General features: G+C 68.0%; 16 protein-coding genes. 4 read left to right on the top strand and 12 right to left on the bottom strand.

Annotated elements, in window-relative coordinates; genetic code table 11:
* Positions 1–91: 91 nt before the first annotated feature.
* Both GGR33_RS18590 and GGR33_RS18585 read right to left on the bottom strand, forming a co-directional pair.
* Positions 92–1,816: a heparinase II/III family protein gene (locus tag GGR33_RS18590; protein WP_183507973.1), complete on the bottom strand. Its 1,725-nt coding sequence runs from the start codon at positions 1,814–1,816 to the stop codon at positions 92–94.
* Between the two features lie 144 nt (positions 1,817–1,960).
* Positions 1,961–3,337: an RsmB/NOP family class I SAM-dependent RNA methyltransferase gene (locus GGR33_RS18585; RefSeq protein ID WP_183507971.1), complete on the bottom strand. Its 1,377-nt coding sequence runs from the start codon at positions 3,335–3,337 to the stop codon at positions 1,961–1,963.
* 88 nt (positions 3,338–3,425) lie between these two features.
* On the opposite strand from GGR33_RS18585, the gene GGR33_RS18580 reads away from it, so the two are divergent.
* A complete protein-coding gene (locus GGR33_RS18580) occupies positions 3,426–3,650 on the top strand; it encodes a DUF1674 domain-containing protein (protein ID WP_183507969.1) in 225 nt (74 codons plus the stop codon).
* A 12-nt stretch (positions 3,651–3,662) separates the two neighbouring features.
* On the opposite strand, the gene GGR33_RS18575 is transcribed toward GGR33_RS18580, so the two are convergent.
* The 3 genes from GGR33_RS18575 to bluB form a co-directional block, all read right to left on the bottom strand.
* Positions 3,663–4,178: a L,D-transpeptidase gene (locus GGR33_RS18575; RefSeq protein ID WP_183507967.1), complete on the bottom strand. Its 516-nt coding sequence runs from the start codon at positions 4,176–4,178 to the stop codon at positions 3,663–3,665.
* Between the two features lie 268 nt (positions 4,179–4,446).
* Positions 4,447–4,959, bottom strand: a complete 513-nt coding sequence (locus tag GGR33_RS18570) for a L,D-transpeptidase (protein ID WP_183507965.1) — start codon at positions 4,957–4,959, stop codon at positions 4,447–4,449.
* Between the two features lie 178 nt (positions 4,960–5,137).
* Entirely contained in the window at positions 5,138–5,773 is a 636-nt protein-coding gene (gene bluB, locus GGR33_RS18565) for a 5,6-dimethylbenzimidazole synthase (RefSeq protein ID WP_183507963.1), read from the bottom strand.
* A gap of 387 nt (positions 5,774–6,160) precedes the next feature.
* On the opposite strand from bluB, the gene GGR33_RS18560 reads away from it, so the two are divergent.
* Entirely contained in the window at positions 6,161–6,535 is a 375-nt protein-coding gene (locus tag GGR33_RS18560; protein ID WP_183507961.1) for a DUF2794 domain-containing protein, read from the top strand.
* Positions 6,536–6,551: 16 nt separating this feature from the next.
* On the opposite strand, the gene GGR33_RS18555 is transcribed toward GGR33_RS18560, so the two are convergent.
* The 6 genes from GGR33_RS18555 to recQ all read right to left on the bottom strand — a co-directional run bounded on the left by GGR33_RS18555 (position 6,552) and on the right by recQ (position 13,815).
* Positions 6,552–7,454, bottom strand: a complete 903-nt coding sequence (locus tag GGR33_RS18555; protein WP_183507959.1) for an NAD(P)/FAD-dependent oxidoreductase — start codon at positions 7,452–7,454, stop codon at positions 6,552–6,554.
* Positions 7,455–7,574: 120 nt separating this feature from the next.
* Positions 7,575–7,916, bottom strand: a complete 342-nt coding sequence (gene grxD, locus GGR33_RS18550) for a Grx4 family monothiol glutaredoxin (RefSeq protein ID WP_183507958.1) — start codon at positions 7,914–7,916, stop codon at positions 7,575–7,577.
* Between the two features lie 33 nt (positions 7,917–7,949).
* Positions 7,950–8,186, bottom strand: a complete 237-nt coding sequence (locus GGR33_RS18545) for a BolA family protein (protein ID WP_183507956.1) — start codon at positions 8,184–8,186, stop codon at positions 7,950–7,952.
* Positions 8,187–8,218: 32 nt separating this feature from the next.
* On the bottom strand, positions 8,219–10,444 hold the full coding sequence (gene purL, locus GGR33_RS18540; protein ID WP_183507954.1) for a phosphoribosylformylglycinamidine synthase subunit PurL: 2,226 nt from the start codon (positions 10,442–10,444) through the stop codon (positions 8,219–8,221).
* 156 nt (positions 10,445–10,600) lie between these two features.
* Positions 10,601–11,791: a hydrolase gene (locus GGR33_RS18535; protein WP_183508356.1), complete on the bottom strand. Its 1,191-nt coding sequence runs from the start codon at positions 11,789–11,791 to the stop codon at positions 10,601–10,603.
* Positions 11,792–11,955: 164 nt separating this feature from the next.
* A complete protein-coding gene (recQ, locus tag GGR33_RS18530; RefSeq protein ID WP_183507952.1) occupies positions 11,956–13,815 on the bottom strand; it encodes a DNA helicase RecQ in 1,860 nt (619 codons plus the stop codon).
* 83 nt (positions 13,816–13,898) lie between these two features.
* On the opposite strand from recQ, the gene GGR33_RS18525 reads away from it, so the two are divergent.
* The gene (locus tag GGR33_RS18525) at positions 13,899–14,138 is read left to right on the top strand and encodes a type II toxin-antitoxin system VapB family antitoxin (protein ID WP_183507950.1); all 240 of its coding nucleotides are present in this window, start codon (positions 13,899–13,901) and stop codon (positions 14,136–14,138) included.
* Complete coding sequence (locus GGR33_RS18520) at positions 14,138–14,545, top strand: type II toxin-antitoxin system VapC family toxin (protein ID WP_183507946.1); 408 nt, start codon at positions 14,138–14,140, stop codon at positions 14,543–14,545. Before GGR33_RS18525 ends, GGR33_RS18520 begins: the two co-directional genes overlap by 1 nt.
* A gap of 6 nt (positions 14,546–14,551) precedes the next feature.
* On the opposite strand, the gene recF is transcribed toward GGR33_RS18520, so the two are convergent.
* Entirely contained in the window at positions 14,552–15,712 is a 1,161-nt protein-coding gene (recF, locus tag GGR33_RS18515) for a DNA replication/repair protein RecF (RefSeq protein ID WP_183507944.1), read from the bottom strand.
* Positions 15,713–15,733: the final 21 nt, after the last annotated feature.

Below are 15,733 nucleotides of genomic sequence, written 5' to 3'. Positions count from 1 at the left end.
GTCGTCGGTCAATCAGGGATGCGCGCGGGTAGCACGAAACCCACCGGCGGAACCAGCGCGTGCGACGCAGCATGATTGGAGCCGCGGATGATCAAGCCGCAGCCGGTTCCTGGTGGTCGAACTGCCAGCGCACATGCGCGCCTTCGGTCACGGTCAGGTGCAGGACGATCTGACTGGAACGGCGAGGGCCGGCAACGCCGGCGAAGAAGACGCTGTTCTCGATCGCGACCTCGGCGCCCTCCGACGAGAACGTCCAGGTTCCACCGAGCGGCGTCATCAGGACCAGGCGGCCGTCATCGCCGCCCTGGACGTTGACCGTCGGATGCAGATGGAACCGGATGGCGACGTCGCGCGCACGACCCCGCCCACGCCCCTCGCGAAAGAAGGCATCTTCCCCGTCGAGCCGGTTGCCGTCGGTGGAGAGCTCCCAGCGCCGTTCGTGGGTCACGCCGAACGGGTACTGATATCCGTCGTGGCGGCCAGCCAGGATGGCGCGGCCAGGCTCGTTGCGCCGGTCGATCGCCACGGGGCTCGGTCCGCGCAGGATGATCGGCCCCCACCGTCTCAGCAGCCAGCGGCCGATCAGGCGCCGCCCCCACCAGCCGTCCTCGCCGGTGAGGAAGCGGCAGGAGGAGGCGTCGGCGATGGTCGCGGTCGAATGGGCCGCCGTGCTGCGCGAGATGCTGCGCTGATCGGTGCCGCTGGCCGGCGCGCCGCAATTTACGACGAGCCGCTGCAGACCGCTCGACAGCTCGAAGGAGAGGCAGCCGGCGCAGGCCAACTTCGAATAGGATTGCCGCGGCGGGGCACCGACGTCGACCACGAGAACAACCCGGCCACCCTCCAAGCGCTCGTAGCCAGAGAAGGGCGCATGCCGCATCGTCTCGACCAGGGCGCCGTCATAGATGAGCAGCGTGGTGAGATGGTCGGCCTCGGTGGTGCCCATGCCGTTGAAATGGCTGAGCGAAGCATCGGGATGCCGCATCAGGCGCAGCATCGGCAGCATTCGGTCGATGGCGCGCAGCAGCGCCTCGGGCGGCTCCAGACTGCGGCTGAGGAAGCTCTGGCGGAGCGGCAGCAGGTCGAGCAGCAGTTCGACGGCGAAGCGGGCGTTACGGCTGCGATGTCCGCCATCGGGCAGGATCTGGCGGTCGAGCTCCCGCGACAGCACCCGCGTCGCCCGCCGCAGGATCGGTTGGAGTCCCTCGCAGCACAGGCCGGCATAGCAGAGGGCGACCGCCGCCAACAGGCGCGAGGGGCGTTCGGTGCCGCGCCGCAGGGCGCGTTCCAGATCGCGCGCGCTGCGCCCGATCGACTTGAGGAAAGCTTGGTAGAAGGTGTGGTCTGCCCCCTCCAGTACCAGCGGCGACTGGCACAGGAACGAGATCAGCCGCCGCGCGGCGATCGGCACGGGACGGGCCAATGCCGCATCGCCGCGGTTGGCGAGAAAGTCGGATACGAAGGCGCGGGCATTCGCGCGGGCCAGCGCAGTGTCGGCGGCGCGCAGGTGGCGCAGCCAGCCGAAGCCGTAGAGCACCTCGGCCCATTCGGGTGAGGGCGGCTCATAGTCGAAGGGCGAGCGGCCGCTGACCGAGAGCGCGCGGCCCGCGAAGACGAAGAGCCCGGAATAGATGTCGTCAGCGAAGGTCGCGTCGCTCGTGCGCAGGTCGTGCGGCGCGATCACGAGCGCCGTGACGCGGGCGCCCGCGAGCAAGTCTGGTGGTGCCGTGATGCGCGCAACGGCGCTGCGCATCGTGCGCACCGCCTCGCGCACGGCGAGCCGATACAACACCCAGCGCTCATGGCCGCGCGCCACGCCGTACCCTCTCGTTGGTGTGTCGGGGATGCCCCGTCGGGACGCAGACGACCGGCCTCGCGGCCTTCGGTCAGACTAGCGCGTGCCTCTTAACCATCTGCTAACGCTGTGTCGTCCCGCCGAAGCGCTCCTGCGACCATGCGATCAGGCGACTCGCCTGAGGCGGCTCGCGAAGAACCCGTCGAGGCCGCCCCGACGCCCGACCGCCTCGCCGCTGGACGAGAGAGGGAGGTGGCAGGGCAGCGTCCGCAGGTCGCCTTGCAGGTCGATGATCTCGAGCTGCCCGGCAACCTCGTCCGCCGTCACCGGTACGCGCTCGAAATCGGGACGGCGGCCGAGGAAGGCGGCGACCTGCGCCTCGCCCTCCTCAGGTTCCAGCGAGCAGGTGCAGTAGACCAGCCGACCGCCCGGCTTGACCAGGGCGGCCGCCTTGTCCAGGAGGCGGCGCTGAAGGCCGGTGAGGCGGGCGATGTCGGCCTCGGTCTTGGTCCAGGCGACGTCGGGATGGCGGCGGATCGTGCCGGTGGCCGAGCAGGGCGCATCCAGCAAAACGGCGTCGAACGTGGCATCCTCATCGAGCGCGAGGGCATCGGCGACGCGGACCTCCGCGCTCAGGTCGAGGCGTTCGAGGTTTTTGCGAAGACGCTCGAGGCGTGCACCCGAGCGGTCGACTGCGATTACCGTGGCCCCGGTCGCTGCGAGCTGAGCGGTCTTTCCGCCCGGCGCGGCGCAGAGATCGGCGACCCGCTCGCCCGGTGCGGCGGCGAGCAGACGAGCGGGGAGGGCGGCGGCGGCATCCTGAACCCACCAGGCGCCCTCCTCGTATCCAGGGAGCGTAGCGATCGGAGCATCCACGTCGGCGAGGCGGACGCTGCCGAGGCCGAGCGCGATGCCGCCGAGCCGGTCGGCCCAAGCGGCAGAATCGGAGCGGATGGTGAGGTCGACCGCGGCACCTTCGAGATGGGCGACCGCGATCCGGCGGGCGGCGTCCTCGCCGTAGGCTGCGCGCCAGCGGGCGACGAGCCAATCCGGCGTGTTCGCGTCGAGTGGGTCGCCGCCAGCCGCCAGGATTGCGTCGCGCTCGCGCGTCACGCGCCGGAGCACCGCGTTCACGAGACCGGCCAGATGGCCGAGATCGGGGTCGGCCTTGGCAAGCCGCACGGAGAGGTCGACCGCTGCGTGGTCGGCTACAGCGAGGTCGAGGATCTGTGCGGCGCCGGTGGCGAGCAGGGCCAGGAGCCGCGGCTGGTCCTCGGGCAAGCCCTGGCTCATGCGTTCGGCGAGCACCGTGCGGAGCAATCCGAAGCGCCTGAAGGTCGCCGTCGCGATGGCGCGCGCCAGCGCCGCCTCACCCGGGTCGAGCCGGCCGCCGGCCTGCGCCAGCGCGTCCTCGAGAGCGAAGGCGCGTCCTTTGCCGAGAAGTGCCGCGACGGCTTCGTGAGCGGTCCGCCTGGCCGCGAGCCCGGCAACCGCGCCGTCCGACGCGTCGTTCGACGAAGCCGCGTTGCGGCGTGGGGTCATGAATGCCACTTTCAGGCTGTACTGCGATGTCCTGCCGGACGCACTCCCATCCGCAGACGCGCGATGCAAGGGATCGATGAGGGCCGCGATGCAGGACGAGACCGGCGACCAGGCGAGGCCAGCCGAGCAAACCGCGTCGCGCGCGCTCACGCCGGCCGCGCAGCGCGCCCTGGCCGAAGCGGCCGAGCGGCGCGCGGCGATCGATGCCCGCGCGGCCGAGATCGCCGCCCAGCGCGAGACGAGCGGTCGCGGCGGACTCGAACCGGTCCGCTACGACGATTGGGAGGTCAAAGGCATCGCCGTCGACTTCTGACGGCAATCTCCTTCAGCGCATCACGGTGACCTGCGTGCCCACCGAGACGCGCTCGAACAGGTCCGAGATGTCCTGGTTCAGCATGCGGATGCAGCCGTAGGAGGCGAAGTGGCCGATCGATTCCGGCCGGTTGGTGCCGTGGATCGCGTATTGGCCACCGCGCAGTGTCATGGCGGCGACGCCCATCGGATTGGCGGCCGTTCCGCCGCGGATGAGGTTGGGAATACGCGGATGGTCGCGCTTCACCACGGCCGGCGGCGACCAGTCGGGCTGGTAATACTTGCCGTCGATCATGGTCTGCCCGGCCCATTGCTTACCCGGCTTGCCGACGGCTACCGGATAGCGGATCGCCGTGCCGTCACCGTTGACAAGGTAGAGCCGGCGCTCGGAGGTCCGCACCACCAGCGTGCCGGCCATGCCGCCGCCCGTGAACGGCACCACTTCGCGCGCCTGCGCCGGGGCAGCCACGACGATCCCTGACCAAAGCGCGACAGCCACGCCCGCGCCCATCACAAATTTCCCGAACATCGAACTCGACCCTCCGAATACAACGGCAATCGGAGGTTTGTGCTGGATCAAGTTTGATACTTAGTTGCTTTTATTTTACTCGGTAGCAAAATCGAACGAATTTGTTCTCAGCGCTAAAGTCGCGCAGATTTTTTTGATTAAACGATGTCTATAGAATCAAGATTTGTTTAATGATGATCAGATGGTCGACGATCGACGTTTCGTAAATGAAAACGCCACGGAAGAGGTGATGACCTCAACCGCGGCGCAAAACTGGGGGTCGTGAAGCTCAGCGGGTCACGTAGACCTGCGTGCCCACCGAAACCCGCTGATACAAATCGGTGATGTCCTGGTTATACATGCGGATGCAGCCGTAGGACGCGAAGGTGCCGATCGAGTTCGGCCGGTTCGTGCCGTGGATCGCGTATTCGCCGCCGCGCAGCGTCATGGCGGCGACGCCCATCGGGTTGCCGCGCGTTCCGCCGCGGATGAGGTTCGGCAGGCTCGGATGGTCGCGCTTCACGTCGGCGGGCGGCGACCAATCGGGCTGGAAATACTTGCCGTCGATCTCGGTGCGCCCGGCCCACTGCTTGCCCGGCTTGCCGACGGCGACGGGATAGCGGATCGCCGTGCCGTCCCAGTTCACGAGGTAGAGCCGGCGCTCCGACGTGCGCACGACGAGCGAGCCGGCAAGTCCCGGCTCGTTGAACGGAACGATCTCGCGCGCCTCGACGGGCGCTGCGAACACACCGGCCGTCAACGCGGCGGCGACACCAACGGCCACTCTCCCTGTACCGAACATCGGATTTCGTCCTTCAAGCGTGAGCTTACGCGTCGGGACAATTCGCAGCCAAGCTTGTCGTTCCTGTTACTCAGCATGGTTACGCGGCGGCGAATTACGTAATTCGAGCTGGAGGGCTAACGAGCCGTAGTCGAACTCAGTCGAGTCTGGTCGAGCACGAGTCGAAGACTCGTAAGACTCAGCGTTCGGTCAGTCGCGCAGAGGCCGGCAGACGCTCTTGCCAACCATGCCGGACGAGTTCGGGGTCGCGGTGTTCTTCCACCGGACGGCCGACGCAGAGATAGGCGACGAGCCGCCACGAGGCCGGCACGTCGAGCAGCCTTGTCACCGTGTCGGGCTCCAGGATGGAGACCCAGCCGACACCGAGGCCATGCGCCCGGGCCGCGAGCCAGAACGAATGGACTGCAGTCACCACCGAGTAGCGCAGCATTTCCGGCATGGTCTCGCGGCCGAGGCGATGGCCCGTCTCCGTTGCCTCGTCGCAGAACACCGCGAGATGGATCGGCGCCTCGCGGAGGCCTTCGAGCTTGAGACTGGCATAGAGATCGCGGCGCGCATCCGCATAGGAGGCGCAGGCCGCCTCGTTGCAGCGGGCGAAGGTCTCGATCACGGCCGAACGGCGGTCCCGATCGGCGACCCGCACGAAGCGCCAGGGCTGGCTGTTGCCGACAGAGGGTGCGAGGCTTGCCAGGGCGAGGCAAGCCGAGAGCGTGCCCTCGTCGACGGGGTCGTCGCGGAAGCGGCGCACATCCCGGCGCCACGCGAACAGGTCGGCGAGACGATCGCGAAAGGCGGCGTCGAAATCGGGCGGCACGGTCTGCTGTTCCGACGGGCGGGATGCCCGACCGGACTTGTCTAGCGGATCGGCGCGGCCTGCGCCGGACAAAAAAAGGGGCGGCGCTCCGGAGAGGCCGCCTGAAGTCCTTGGGTCTCGAAACCTCGGAGTGCCGGACGCGGGCCATCATCCTCGACGACCACCACTGGCTGGGGAGCTGGGGTGTGGGGCCGTCTCGGGGCCCGAGGCCGACGAGGTTCCAAGTGACAGTCAATCGTTTCAGCAAGGCGCTCCGAGGGCGGGAACACGGCGACACCATGGCCGAACGTTTCGCCTCATTGCCGACGCCCGACGGGCTTGCGAGCTGGCAAAGGTGGCCCCATCATCCCGGTCCGGCCGCCGCGGCGGCCTCGCACGGGAGAGACGATGAGCGAGCGGCACAGCGTCGACACGCAGGGCGACGACCCGAGATCTCGCGTCATCCCGTTCCCGTCCGGTGCGTCCACTCCACAGATCGCCTTCGACCGCACGGAGCTTCGAACCATCTTCAATCTTTACGGCCGGCGCGTGGCCGAAGGCGAGTGGCGCGACTACGCCCTCGACTTCCGCAGGGACAGGGCCGTTTTCTCGATCTACCGGCGAAGCTCCGAGATGCCTCTGTATCGGATCGAGAAGGATCCGAAGCTGGCACGCCGCCAGGGCGCCTATGCCGTGATTGCGGCGAGCGGGCTGGTGCTGAAGCGAGGCCACGATCTCGCCAGGGTGATCGCCGTACTGGAGAAGCCGCTGCGGGCGGTGTGAGGCGCCCGTCCGGCCCTCACGCCGTATCCTCGGCGATCAGCTCCATGTTGATGGCGAATGCCGCCATGGCACCCTCGGCTGCCGCGACGATCGCGAACTGGACCCGGCGCGAGGCATCCCCGGCCACGAACAGGCCGGGCACGTTGGTCTTCTCGTAATCGTTCTTCGTCAGCACCACGCCGGTCTTGCCGATGTCGCAGCCGAGCTGCTCGAGGAGATGCGAGGGCTCGCAATCCGTCGGCATGAGGAAGACGCCTGTGCAGGGGATCGTTCGCCCGTCGCGGAACGTCAGCGTCTCCGCCTGCCGCCCGTTGCCCGAGAGCTGGGCGATCGGTGTCTCGATGATCCGGATGCCGTTGCGGACGAGCCGGTCGCGGTCCTTCTTGCCGAGAGACGCGTCGGGGCCGTCCGTGCAGAGCGTGACGTCGCGGCTCCAACAAAGCAGCTCCAGCGCCAGCCCGCAGCCGCCATGGCCGTTTCCATAGGCGATGATGGGCCGATCGCGGGTCTCGTAGCCGTCGCAATAGGGGCAGGAATGGACGCCGGTGCCCCAGTACGTCTCGAAGCCCTCGACCGCCGGCAGATCCTGCCGGAGCCCGGTGGCGAGGATCAGCCGTCTCGCGGTCTCGCGGTTGCCATCGGCGAGCCGGATCTCGAAACCTTCCTCGGCGGAGCGCGCCTCCACCACCTCGATCTCGCGGCGCTCGACCGTGCCGTAGCGGTCGAGATCGGCATGCGCCTGCTCGCGCAGGGTAAAGGGCGATGTCCCGTCACGGGTGAAGACACCCCAGGTCAGCGGCGTCGCCGCGTTGCGCGGGCGGCCGGCATCACAGAGCAGCACGTCGCGCCGGCAGCGCCCGAGGATCAGCGCCGCATTGAGTCCGGCCGGGCCTCCGCCCACTATGATGACGTCGCGCATCGCTCGGTCCTCCCTCGCTCGGAGGACGCAGCAGGATTCGTTTTTGTTGCGTGGCCGTCGCAATCCGCGCACGAAAAAGGGCGCCGAAGCGCCCTTGTCGGTCTTGCCACGGCGCTCCGATCAGGCGGCGGCGGTGTTCTTCACCGAGATGCCCTTCTCGGACAGGAAGGTCTGCAGCTCGCCGGATTGGAACATCTCGCGGGCGATGTCGCAGCCGCCGACGAACTCGCCCTTCACGTAGATCTGCGGGATCGTCGGCCAGTTGGAATAGGCTTTGATGCCGTCGCGGATCGCCATGTCGTCGAGCACGTTCACGCTCTTGAACGGCACTTCGAGGTAGTTGAGGATTTGCACGACCTGGCCGGAGAAGCCGCACATCGGGAATTGCGCGGTGCCCTTCATGAACACGACCACGTCCTGCGACTTGATCTCGTTCTCGATCGCGGTGTTGACGTCGCTCATCGTCTTATCCTCGTGTGCAGCTCGGTTTCTGACCTAATCCTGGGGTACGCCCGTGGTGAGCGCAAGGGCGTGAAGTACGCCGCCCATGCGGCCCTGCAGTGCGCCGTACACCATCTGGTGCTGCGCGACCCGCGTCTTGCCCTTGAAGGCCGACGAGATGACCGTAGCGGCGTAGTGGTCGCCGTCGCCGGCGAGATCCTTGATCTCCACATGCGCGTCGGGCAGCGCCTCGCGGATCATCGTCTCGATCTCGCGCGCATCCATCGGCATCGGGGTCTCTCCAGGGCAGCGGTGAAATCGGATCAGGCGGCAGGGGCGGCCGGCTGGCTGGCCATGTAGGCCGGGAACCAGCCCTCGTTGGCGGCGCGAAGCTCCGCGATGGATATGGTCTCGCCGTCGGGCAGCGTCAAACTCGTTCCGCCCGTCGTGCCGATGCGGATCGCGGCGATGCCCTGCGCTTGCGTGCTGTGGAGGAGGTCGTCGGCCGCTTCCGGTCGGACCGAGAGCAGGTAGCGGCCCTGATCCTCGCCGAAGAGCCAGGCATGCGGTACCGGGCCAGCATCGGCTCCGGCGAGCGTTGCCCCGCGATCGCCGGCCATCGCCATCTCGGTGAGCGCCACGGCGAGGCCGCCATCGGAGAGGTCGTGGACCGTGTCGGCGATGCGGCCGAGGATCAGGCTGCGCACGAAGTCGCCGATCTTGCGCTCGGTCACCAGATCGACCGGGGGAGGGGCGCCTTCCTCGCGGCCGGCGATCTCGGAGAGGTAGAGGGACTGACCGAGCCAGCCCTTCGTCTCACCGAGCAGGATCAAGGCATCGCCGTCGCGCTTTAGCGCGAGGTTGGCGTGCACGGCCACGTCGTCGAGCACGCCGACGCCGCCGATGGTCGGGGTGGGCAGGATGCCGACGCCGTTGGTCTCGTTGTAGAGCGAGACGTTGCCGGACACGACGGGGAAGTCGAGGGCGAGGCAGGCCTCGCCGATGCCCTTCAGGCAGCCGACGAGCTGGCCCATCACCTCGGGCTTCTCGGGGTTGCCGAAATTGAGGTTGTCGGTGATCGCGAGCGGCTTCCCACCGACGGCGGTGATGTTGCGCCAGACCTCGGCGACGGCCTGCCGGCCGCCTTCGACCGGATCCGCCTCGCAATAGCGCGGGGTCACGTCGGTGGCGATGGCGAGACCCTTCGGGCCATCCTCGACGCGCACGATGGCCGCATCGCCGCCGGGCTTCTGGACGGTGTTGCCCAGGATGAAGTGGTCGTATTGCTCGTAGACCCAGCGCTTGGAGGCGAGTTCTGGCGAGCCGATGAGCTTGCGCAGGGCCTCGCCGTTCGAGATGGGGGCGGCAACGTCCGCGGCCTTGATCACGGGCTGATGCGTGTTCGCAATATGCGGCCGGTCGTAGAGCGGGGCCTCGTCGCCGAGCTCCTTGATCGGCAGGTCGGCGACGGTCTCGCCGTTCCACTTGATGACGAAGCGCAGGGTGTCGGTGGTGTGCCCGATCACCGCGAAGTCGAGACCCCACTTCACGAAGATCGCCTCGGCCTCGGCCTCCATGCCGGGCTTAAGCACCATGAGCATGCGCTCCTGGCTCTCCGAGAGCATCATCTCGTAGGGGGTCATGCCGGCTTCGCGCACCGGCACGGCGTTGAGGTTCAGCTCGACGCCGAGGTCGCCCTTAGCGCCCATCTCGACGGCCGAGCAGGTCAGGCCGGCAGCGCCCATGTCCTGGATCGCGATGACGGCGCCGGAGGCCATCAGCTCCAGGCAGGCCTCGAGCAGGAGCTTCTCCGCGAAGGGGTCGCCAACCTGCACCGTCGGGCGCTTGGCCTCGGTCTCCTCGTCGAACTCCGCCGAGGCCATGGTGGCGCCGTGGATGCCGTCGCGGCCAGTCTTCGAGCCGAGATAGACGATCGGGTTCCCGATGCCGGTGGCCGCCGCATAGAAAATGCCATCGGTCTTCGCGAGGCCGACCGCCATGGCGTTGACGAGGATGTTGCCGTCGTAGCGCTTGTGGAAGCCGACGAGGCCGCCCACCGTCGGCACGCCGAAGGAATTGCCGTAACCACCGACGCCCGCGACGACGCCCGAAACAAGGTGCCGGGTACGGGGATGATCGGGCGAGCCGAAGCGGAGCGCGTTCAGCGCTGCGATCGGCCGCGCGCCCATCGTGAAGACGTCCCGCAAAATGCCGCCGACGCCAGTCGCCGCGCCCTGGTAGGGTTCGATGAAGCTCGGATGGTTGTGGCTCTCCATCTTGAAGACGCAGGCCAGTCCGTCGCCGATGTCGATGACGCCGGCATTCTCACCCGGACCCTGGATGACCCAAGGCGCCTTGGTCGGCAGCCCGCGCAGATGCTTGCGGGACGACTTGTAGGAACAATGCTCATTCCACATGGCCGAAACGATGCCGAGCTCGGTCAGCGTCGGGTCGCGACCGATCAAGCCGCGAAAGCGCTCGTATTCGTCGGTCGTCAGGCCGTGCTGACGCACGAGCTCCGGCGTGATCGGGACGTCGTTGCGAAACATTCGGTCTCTCGCCTGGGCTGGCGTCGCATTCGGCCGCCATGGGGAGACGCCGGCCTCGGGCGTCCCTGCATTGGGACACGGATTAGATCGGCAGCGTCTCCACTGCAAACCCGCAGGTCGGGCTTTCCGCAACGATCCCTGCTTCCCGCGCGGAACTCAGGCGGCGGGCGGCGGCGCGGTTGCCCCATAGAACGGCGAATCCTCGATCGCCTCGACGGCGCGATGGACCGGCTCGGCTCCCGAGATCAGCGCGATGTAGTCGAAGGCTGTCCGGTCGCGGCTCGACATGAGCAGCTGAAAGTGCATGCGGAAGAAATTCCAGCGCAGGGTAGCGACGGTGCTCGGCTCGATGAGATCGGCGATGCTGATGCTGCGGATCATCGGCCGGTCGGGTTTTGCCATGGCCGGATCGACTGCGGCGACCGGACTGCGCAGATGGATCGAGAGCCAGTCCCATGGCGCGCGCAGGTCGAGCCACGCGATGGCCTCGGCATCGGCAAGCCGGCGCAGAGACGCGCGTGTCCCCTCGGCGAGGGGATCGAGCGTGATCCAAGGGATCACGCTCCCGAGCGTCACCAACGTCACCGGGACGCCGCGCTCGCCGAATCTCGGATCGCGCATCAGGACCCGATCGAGCGCTTCGAGGGCGAGAAAGCTCGACGAGGAATGCCCGATGACGACGATTTCGGCAGCCTCAGATTCAGCGGCATGAATGCGCTCGGCCCAGGCGTCGAGTCGCGCGCGCATGTCGTGGTCGTCGCCCGACGCGTGCTCATGCGTGAAGGCGGTGTCGTCGACGAGATGCGTGATGAAGAAGGGCCGTCCCTTCGTGATCCGCGAGACGATACTGAGGATGCCATAGGCGGCCGGCAGCAGCAGCGTCCATCGCAGGAACGCGGAGCCTTCCCCAAGCGGCATCATCGCCACAAGCGCGGCCGCGAGGCCGAGACTCGCGATGACCAGGCCGACATAGAGCAGGTGGACGACGAGGATCACCGCCGAGAATTGCCAGGCCTCTCGGCGGAAGGCTTCGAGGTAGCCGCAGCGCCAGAGGCGCCACCACAGGCGGGGGATGTCGATGAGCCGTCTCAGGTTCGAGCGCGGAAAGCGCGAACGCACGATGTCGTCCCAGCGCAGCAGGCCGTAGCGCGAGCGGGTGGCGACCCCGTGCTCGAGGCTTTCGACCATCCAGTCGAGGCTGAAGCCGTCGGCGGACCGGACCGGTTCACCCACGTCGATCGTCAGGCCGCGCCGGCTCGCGGTCAGCCGGCCCTCACGGCGCAGCAGGCCCCAATAGGCCTCGGGCTCGCGTGGATCGAAGCCTGGCAGGTAGAAAACCTGGCGCAGCTTCGTCGTATCGCGCTCTTCGGAAATGATGCCGGTACTCGGTGAGAGGGCGGGAATCAGCCGGATCGGAAGGGCCGCTTGAATAGCAAAGTCGCGTGAGGCTGCGCGACCAATGAGCTAAGCCGTTTTGGGCGTGATCCAAGAGGGCGGCCTAGCTGCGGCTCTCAATCCGCTGCGACCCGGCCGCGCCGACCGTCATCTGCCAGGAACTCTGCGATGGCCTCGACGAAGCGCTGGCCATAGGCCTCGCGCTTACGCTCGCCGACGCCGTGGACGCTGCGCAGCGCCCAGAGGTCGACTGGCTTGGCGCGGGCCATCTCGATCAGCGTGCGGTCCGGAAACACGATGAAGGCGGCCACGTTCTCGGCGCGTGCAATCGAAGCGCGCAGGCCGCGCAGGTGCTGGAACAACGCTTCGTCCGCCTCGCCGAGTTGCAGCGCGTCGTCATCGCGCGCTGCCGTGCGTCGGCCACGCGGCTCGGCCTTGCGTGGCTCGGGATCGGGCCGGACCTGGATTGCTTCGCGGCCGAACAGGATCGCCTCGCCCTTCTCTGTCATGGTGAGGCCGCCAAAGCCGTCAGCATTCTCGGCCACCGCACCCGCGGCGAAGAGCTGGCGCAGGATGGCCCGCCATGCGGCCACGGGCTTGTCGGCGCCAACGCCGAACGTCTTGAGCTGGCCATGTCCGTTGCGGCGGACCTGCTCGGAATCCTTGCCGTGCACCACGTCGCAAACGTAGGCGGCGCCAAAGCGCTGCCCGGTGCGGACGATGGCCGAGAGCAGCTTCTGCGCCTCCACGGTGCCATCGATCAGCGAGACACCCCCGCGGCAGAGGTCGCAACGACCGCAGGGCTCGCTGGCCTCGCCGAAATACGAGAGTAGCGACTGGCGGCGGCAGGCGGCGCCCTCGCAAAGCGAGATCATCGCCTCAAGCTTGCGCCGCTCGACCCGGCGGCGCTCGTCCGGCACCTCCTTCTCGTCGATCTGGCGGCGGCGTAGCGACATGTCGTCGAGGCCGTAGAGCGTCAGCGTATCGGCCGGCAGTCCGTCGCGGCCGGCGCGGCCGATCTCCTGATAGTAGCCTTCGACGTTGGTCGGCATGTCCGCGTGGCAGACGAAGCGCACGTCCGGCTTGTTGATCCCCATGCCGAAGGCGACCGTCGCGGTCATCACGACACCGTCCTCCTGCAGGAAGGTGTCCTGGTTCCGCATGCGCGTGCCCTGGTCGAGCCCGGCATGGTAGGGCAGGGCGTTGAAGCCGTCAGCCTTGAGGGTGTCGGCGAGTTGCTCCACGCGCTTGCGCGACGAGCAGTAGATGATGCCACTCTCGGCGCGCCGGTTGCGCAGGAAGCGCTCCAACTGCCGGGTCGGATTGTCCTTGGCCGCGAAGGTCAGCCGGATGTTCGGCCGATCGAAGGAATGGACGAACGTCCTGACCCCGCGTCCGGCCGGGAACAGCCGCTCGGCGATGTCGGTGCGCGTCGCCGCATCGGCGGTTGCCGTGAGCGCCAGGGTCTGCACGTTGCCGAGCGCCTCGCGAGCACGGGCGATCTCGCGGTATTCCGGCCGGAAGTCGTGGCCCCATTGGGAGACGCAGTGGGCTTCGTCGACGGCCAGCCGCTGCACACCGGCGCTGCGCAGCGCCTCCATGCAGCCATCCATCAACAGTCGCTCGGGCGAGACGAAGAGCAGGCGCAGATCGCGCGAGCGGATCTTGCGCCAAGTCTCGCGCGACGCGGTCTCGGCAATCGTCGAGTTCAGCGTCGCCGCCTCGACACCGAAGCCGACCATCTGCTGCACCTGGTCGTGCATCAGCGCGATGAGCGGCGAGATCACCACGGTGAGCCCGTCATCGACCAGCGCCGGCAACTGGTAGGTCATCGACTTGCCCGAGCCCGTCGGCATCACCGCGAACACGTCCGAGCCGTCGAGGACGGCGCCGATCACCTCGTCTTGGCCGGGCCGGAAATCGTCGTAGCCGAAGGTTTTTCGAAGTGCGGCGCGGGCCTCGTCGAGGCGGGTCATCCGGGGTCTTTCGCGAAGATTCGGGTATGCTTGAACGCAGGGTGTGTAGACACTAGCGTGACCGCGTCTACACGGAGGCTCCGATGCCGCTGAACATCCGCAGCGAAGAGGTGAACCGACTCGCCGACAAGCTGGCATCGCTCCTGAAGGTCAGCAAGACCGAAGCGGTCCGCATCGCGCTGACCAACGAACTCACACTGCGCGACAAGCGGCCCTCGTTGCAGGAGCGGCTCAAGCCAATGCAAGAAGCGTTCGCGGCCTACCCGCGGACGGGCCTGCAGGCTGATAAGGCAATTTTCGACGAGATGAACGGGGAACCGTAATGTTCGTCGATGCCTCGGCCATCGTTGCGATGATCGCCCACGAGCCCGGTCATGCCGAACTGGCCAAGGCCTTGGAAGGGGCCACGTCGCCGCGGACGACCTCGGGGATCGCGATCCTCGAAGCGGTCATGGCCTTGCGTCGGATCGGGGATGTCGGCGTTCCGGGGGCAGAGGCGATCGTCCGACGTTTTCTCGATGAGGCTGACATCGTGGTCGTGGCGATCACCGATCTGGAAACCCGCGGGGCGTTCGCCGCATACGGCCGTTATGGCAAGGGCCAGGATCATCCCGCTCAGCTCAACATGGGCGATTGTTTTGCCTATGCCTGCGCCCGAGCACATGATGTCCCGCTGCTCTTCGTCGGCAACGATTTCTCGCAGACTGATATCCAGTCGGCGATGAGCTGACGGCGCTCAGGCTCCTTCCGGCGGCACGATCCGCCCATCGGCGACCCTGACGATGTCGGCGCGCTCGCCCAGCTCCGAGAACAGCGCCGGATCGGCCCCCGTCATCCAGACCTGCCCCGAGAGCGCATCGAGCGCGTCGTAGAGACCGGCGCGGCGGCGTGGATCGAGATGGGCGGCAACCTCGTCGAGCAGGATAAGCGGGGCGAGGCCGCTCATCGCCTGGACGAGCCGGGCATGAGCGAGCACCAGCCCGATCAAAAGCGCCTTCTGCTCGCCGGTGGAGGCGGTCGCCGCCGGCACGTCCTTGGGGCCGTGGCGGACGACGAGATCCGTACTCTGCGCCCCGATCAGGGTGCGCCCAGCGGCGCGATCACGATTGCGGCCCTGGCGGAGCGCCGAGCGGAAGCGGTCCTCGGCCTCCAGCGCCGACCAGACGGCGACGAGGTCATCGAGTTCGCCCTCCAGGCGCACGGCCGCCCATGGGAAGGGCTGGGCATCGTCGCGGCTCTCGCCGATCAGCCGATCGAGGCGCTCGACCGTCTCGCGGCGGGCCAGCGCGACGGCGACGCCGAGTTCGGCCACCTCGCGCTCGACCGCGTCGAGCCAGCGCCCATCGTCCGGGCGCTCCTCCAGCAGCCGGTTGCGCGAGCGCAAGGCGCGCTCCATCGCGCTGACTCGGCCGCCATGGGTTGCGTCCACGGCGAGGACGAGTCGGTCGAGAAAGCGGCGGCGGTCGGCCGCCGGGCCGCGAAACAGGCCGTCGAGATCCGGCGTCAGCCAGACGATGCGCAGGAATTCGGCGAAGGCCACTGGTGAGCCGACCCCGGCTCCGTCGATGCGGCAAAGGCGGCTGGCACGGCCGTCGAAGCCCGGCGGCTCGCAGCCGGTGCCGAGGCGATAGCCGTCCTCGCGCTCGCCCAGCGTCAAGGACACCGCGAAGCCGCCCGGGCCGCCGCTCCGCGCCATGCCGGAGAGGTCCGCCCGCCGCAATCCGCGGCCGGGCGAGAACAGCGAGAGGGCTTCGAGCAGGTTGGTCTTGCCCGCGCCATTCTCGCCGACGAGCGCCACGAAACGGCGGCCGATCGACAGGTCGAGTTCGGTGTGATTGCGGAAATCGCGAGCGATCAGGCGGGTGGGGCGAGCGCCCCCGCCCGGCATCGTATCCATGCCCCGCGATGTAGGATGTCG

Source organism: Methylobacterium brachythecii, from assembly GCF_014196345.1.
Classification (GTDB): domain Bacteria; phylum Pseudomonadota; class Alphaproteobacteria; order Rhizobiales; family Beijerinckiaceae; genus Methylobacterium; species Methylobacterium brachythecii.
The sequence above is the reverse complement of the archived record's forward strand: the minus strand, read 5'-3'. Positions and strand labels throughout refer to the sequence as shown.

Bases quoted from the DNA above. Each gene is read 5' to 3' on its own strand.
- GGR33_RS18585 (WP_183507971.1), bottom strand. From the start codon at position 3,337: ATGACCCCACGCCGCAACGCGGCTTCGTCGAACGACGCGTCGGACGGC.
- GGR33_RS18580 (WP_183507969.1), top strand. From the start codon at position 3,426: ATGCAGGACGAGACCGGCGACCAGGCGAGGCCAGCCGAGCAAACCGCG.
- GGR33_RS18575 (WP_183507967.1), bottom strand. From the start codon at position 4,178: ATGTTCGGGAAATTTGTGATGGGCGCGGGCGTGGCTGTCGCGCTTTGG.
- GGR33_RS18570 (WP_183507965.1), bottom strand. From the start codon at position 4,959: ATGTTCGGTACAGGGAGAGTGGCCGTTGGTGTCGCCGCCGCGTTGACG.
- GGR33_RS18560 (WP_183507961.1), top strand. From the start codon at position 6,161: ATGAGCGAGCGGCACAGCGTCGACACGCAGGGCGACGACCCGAGATCT.
- GGR33_RS18555 (WP_183507959.1), bottom strand. From the start codon at position 7,454: ATGCGCGACGTCATCATAGTGGGCGGAGGCCCGGCCGGACTCAATGCG.
- grxD (WP_183507958.1), bottom strand. From the start codon at position 7,916: ATGAGCGACGTCAACACCGCGATCGAGAACGAGATCAAGTCGCAGGAC.
- GGR33_RS18545 (WP_183507956.1), bottom strand. From the start codon at position 8,186: ATGCCGATGGATGCGCGCGAGATCGAGACGATGATCCGCGAGGCGCTG.
- purL (WP_183507954.1), bottom strand. From the start codon at position 10,444: ATGTTTCGCAACGACGTCCCGATCACGCCGGAGCTCGTGCGTCAGCAC.
- recQ (WP_183507952.1), bottom strand. From the start codon at position 13,815: ATGACCCGCCTCGACGAGGCCCGCGCCGCACTTCGAAAAACCTTCGGC.
- GGR33_RS18525 (WP_183507950.1), top strand. From the start codon at position 13,899: ATGCCGCTGAACATCCGCAGCGAAGAGGTGAACCGACTCGCCGACAAG.
- GGR33_RS18520 (WP_183507946.1), top strand. From the start codon at position 14,138: ATGTTCGTCGATGCCTCGGCCATCGTTGCGATGATCGCCCACGAGCCC.
- recF (WP_183507944.1), bottom strand. From the start codon at position 15,712: ATGGATACGATGCCGGGCGGGGGCGCTCGCCCCACCCGCCTGATCGCT.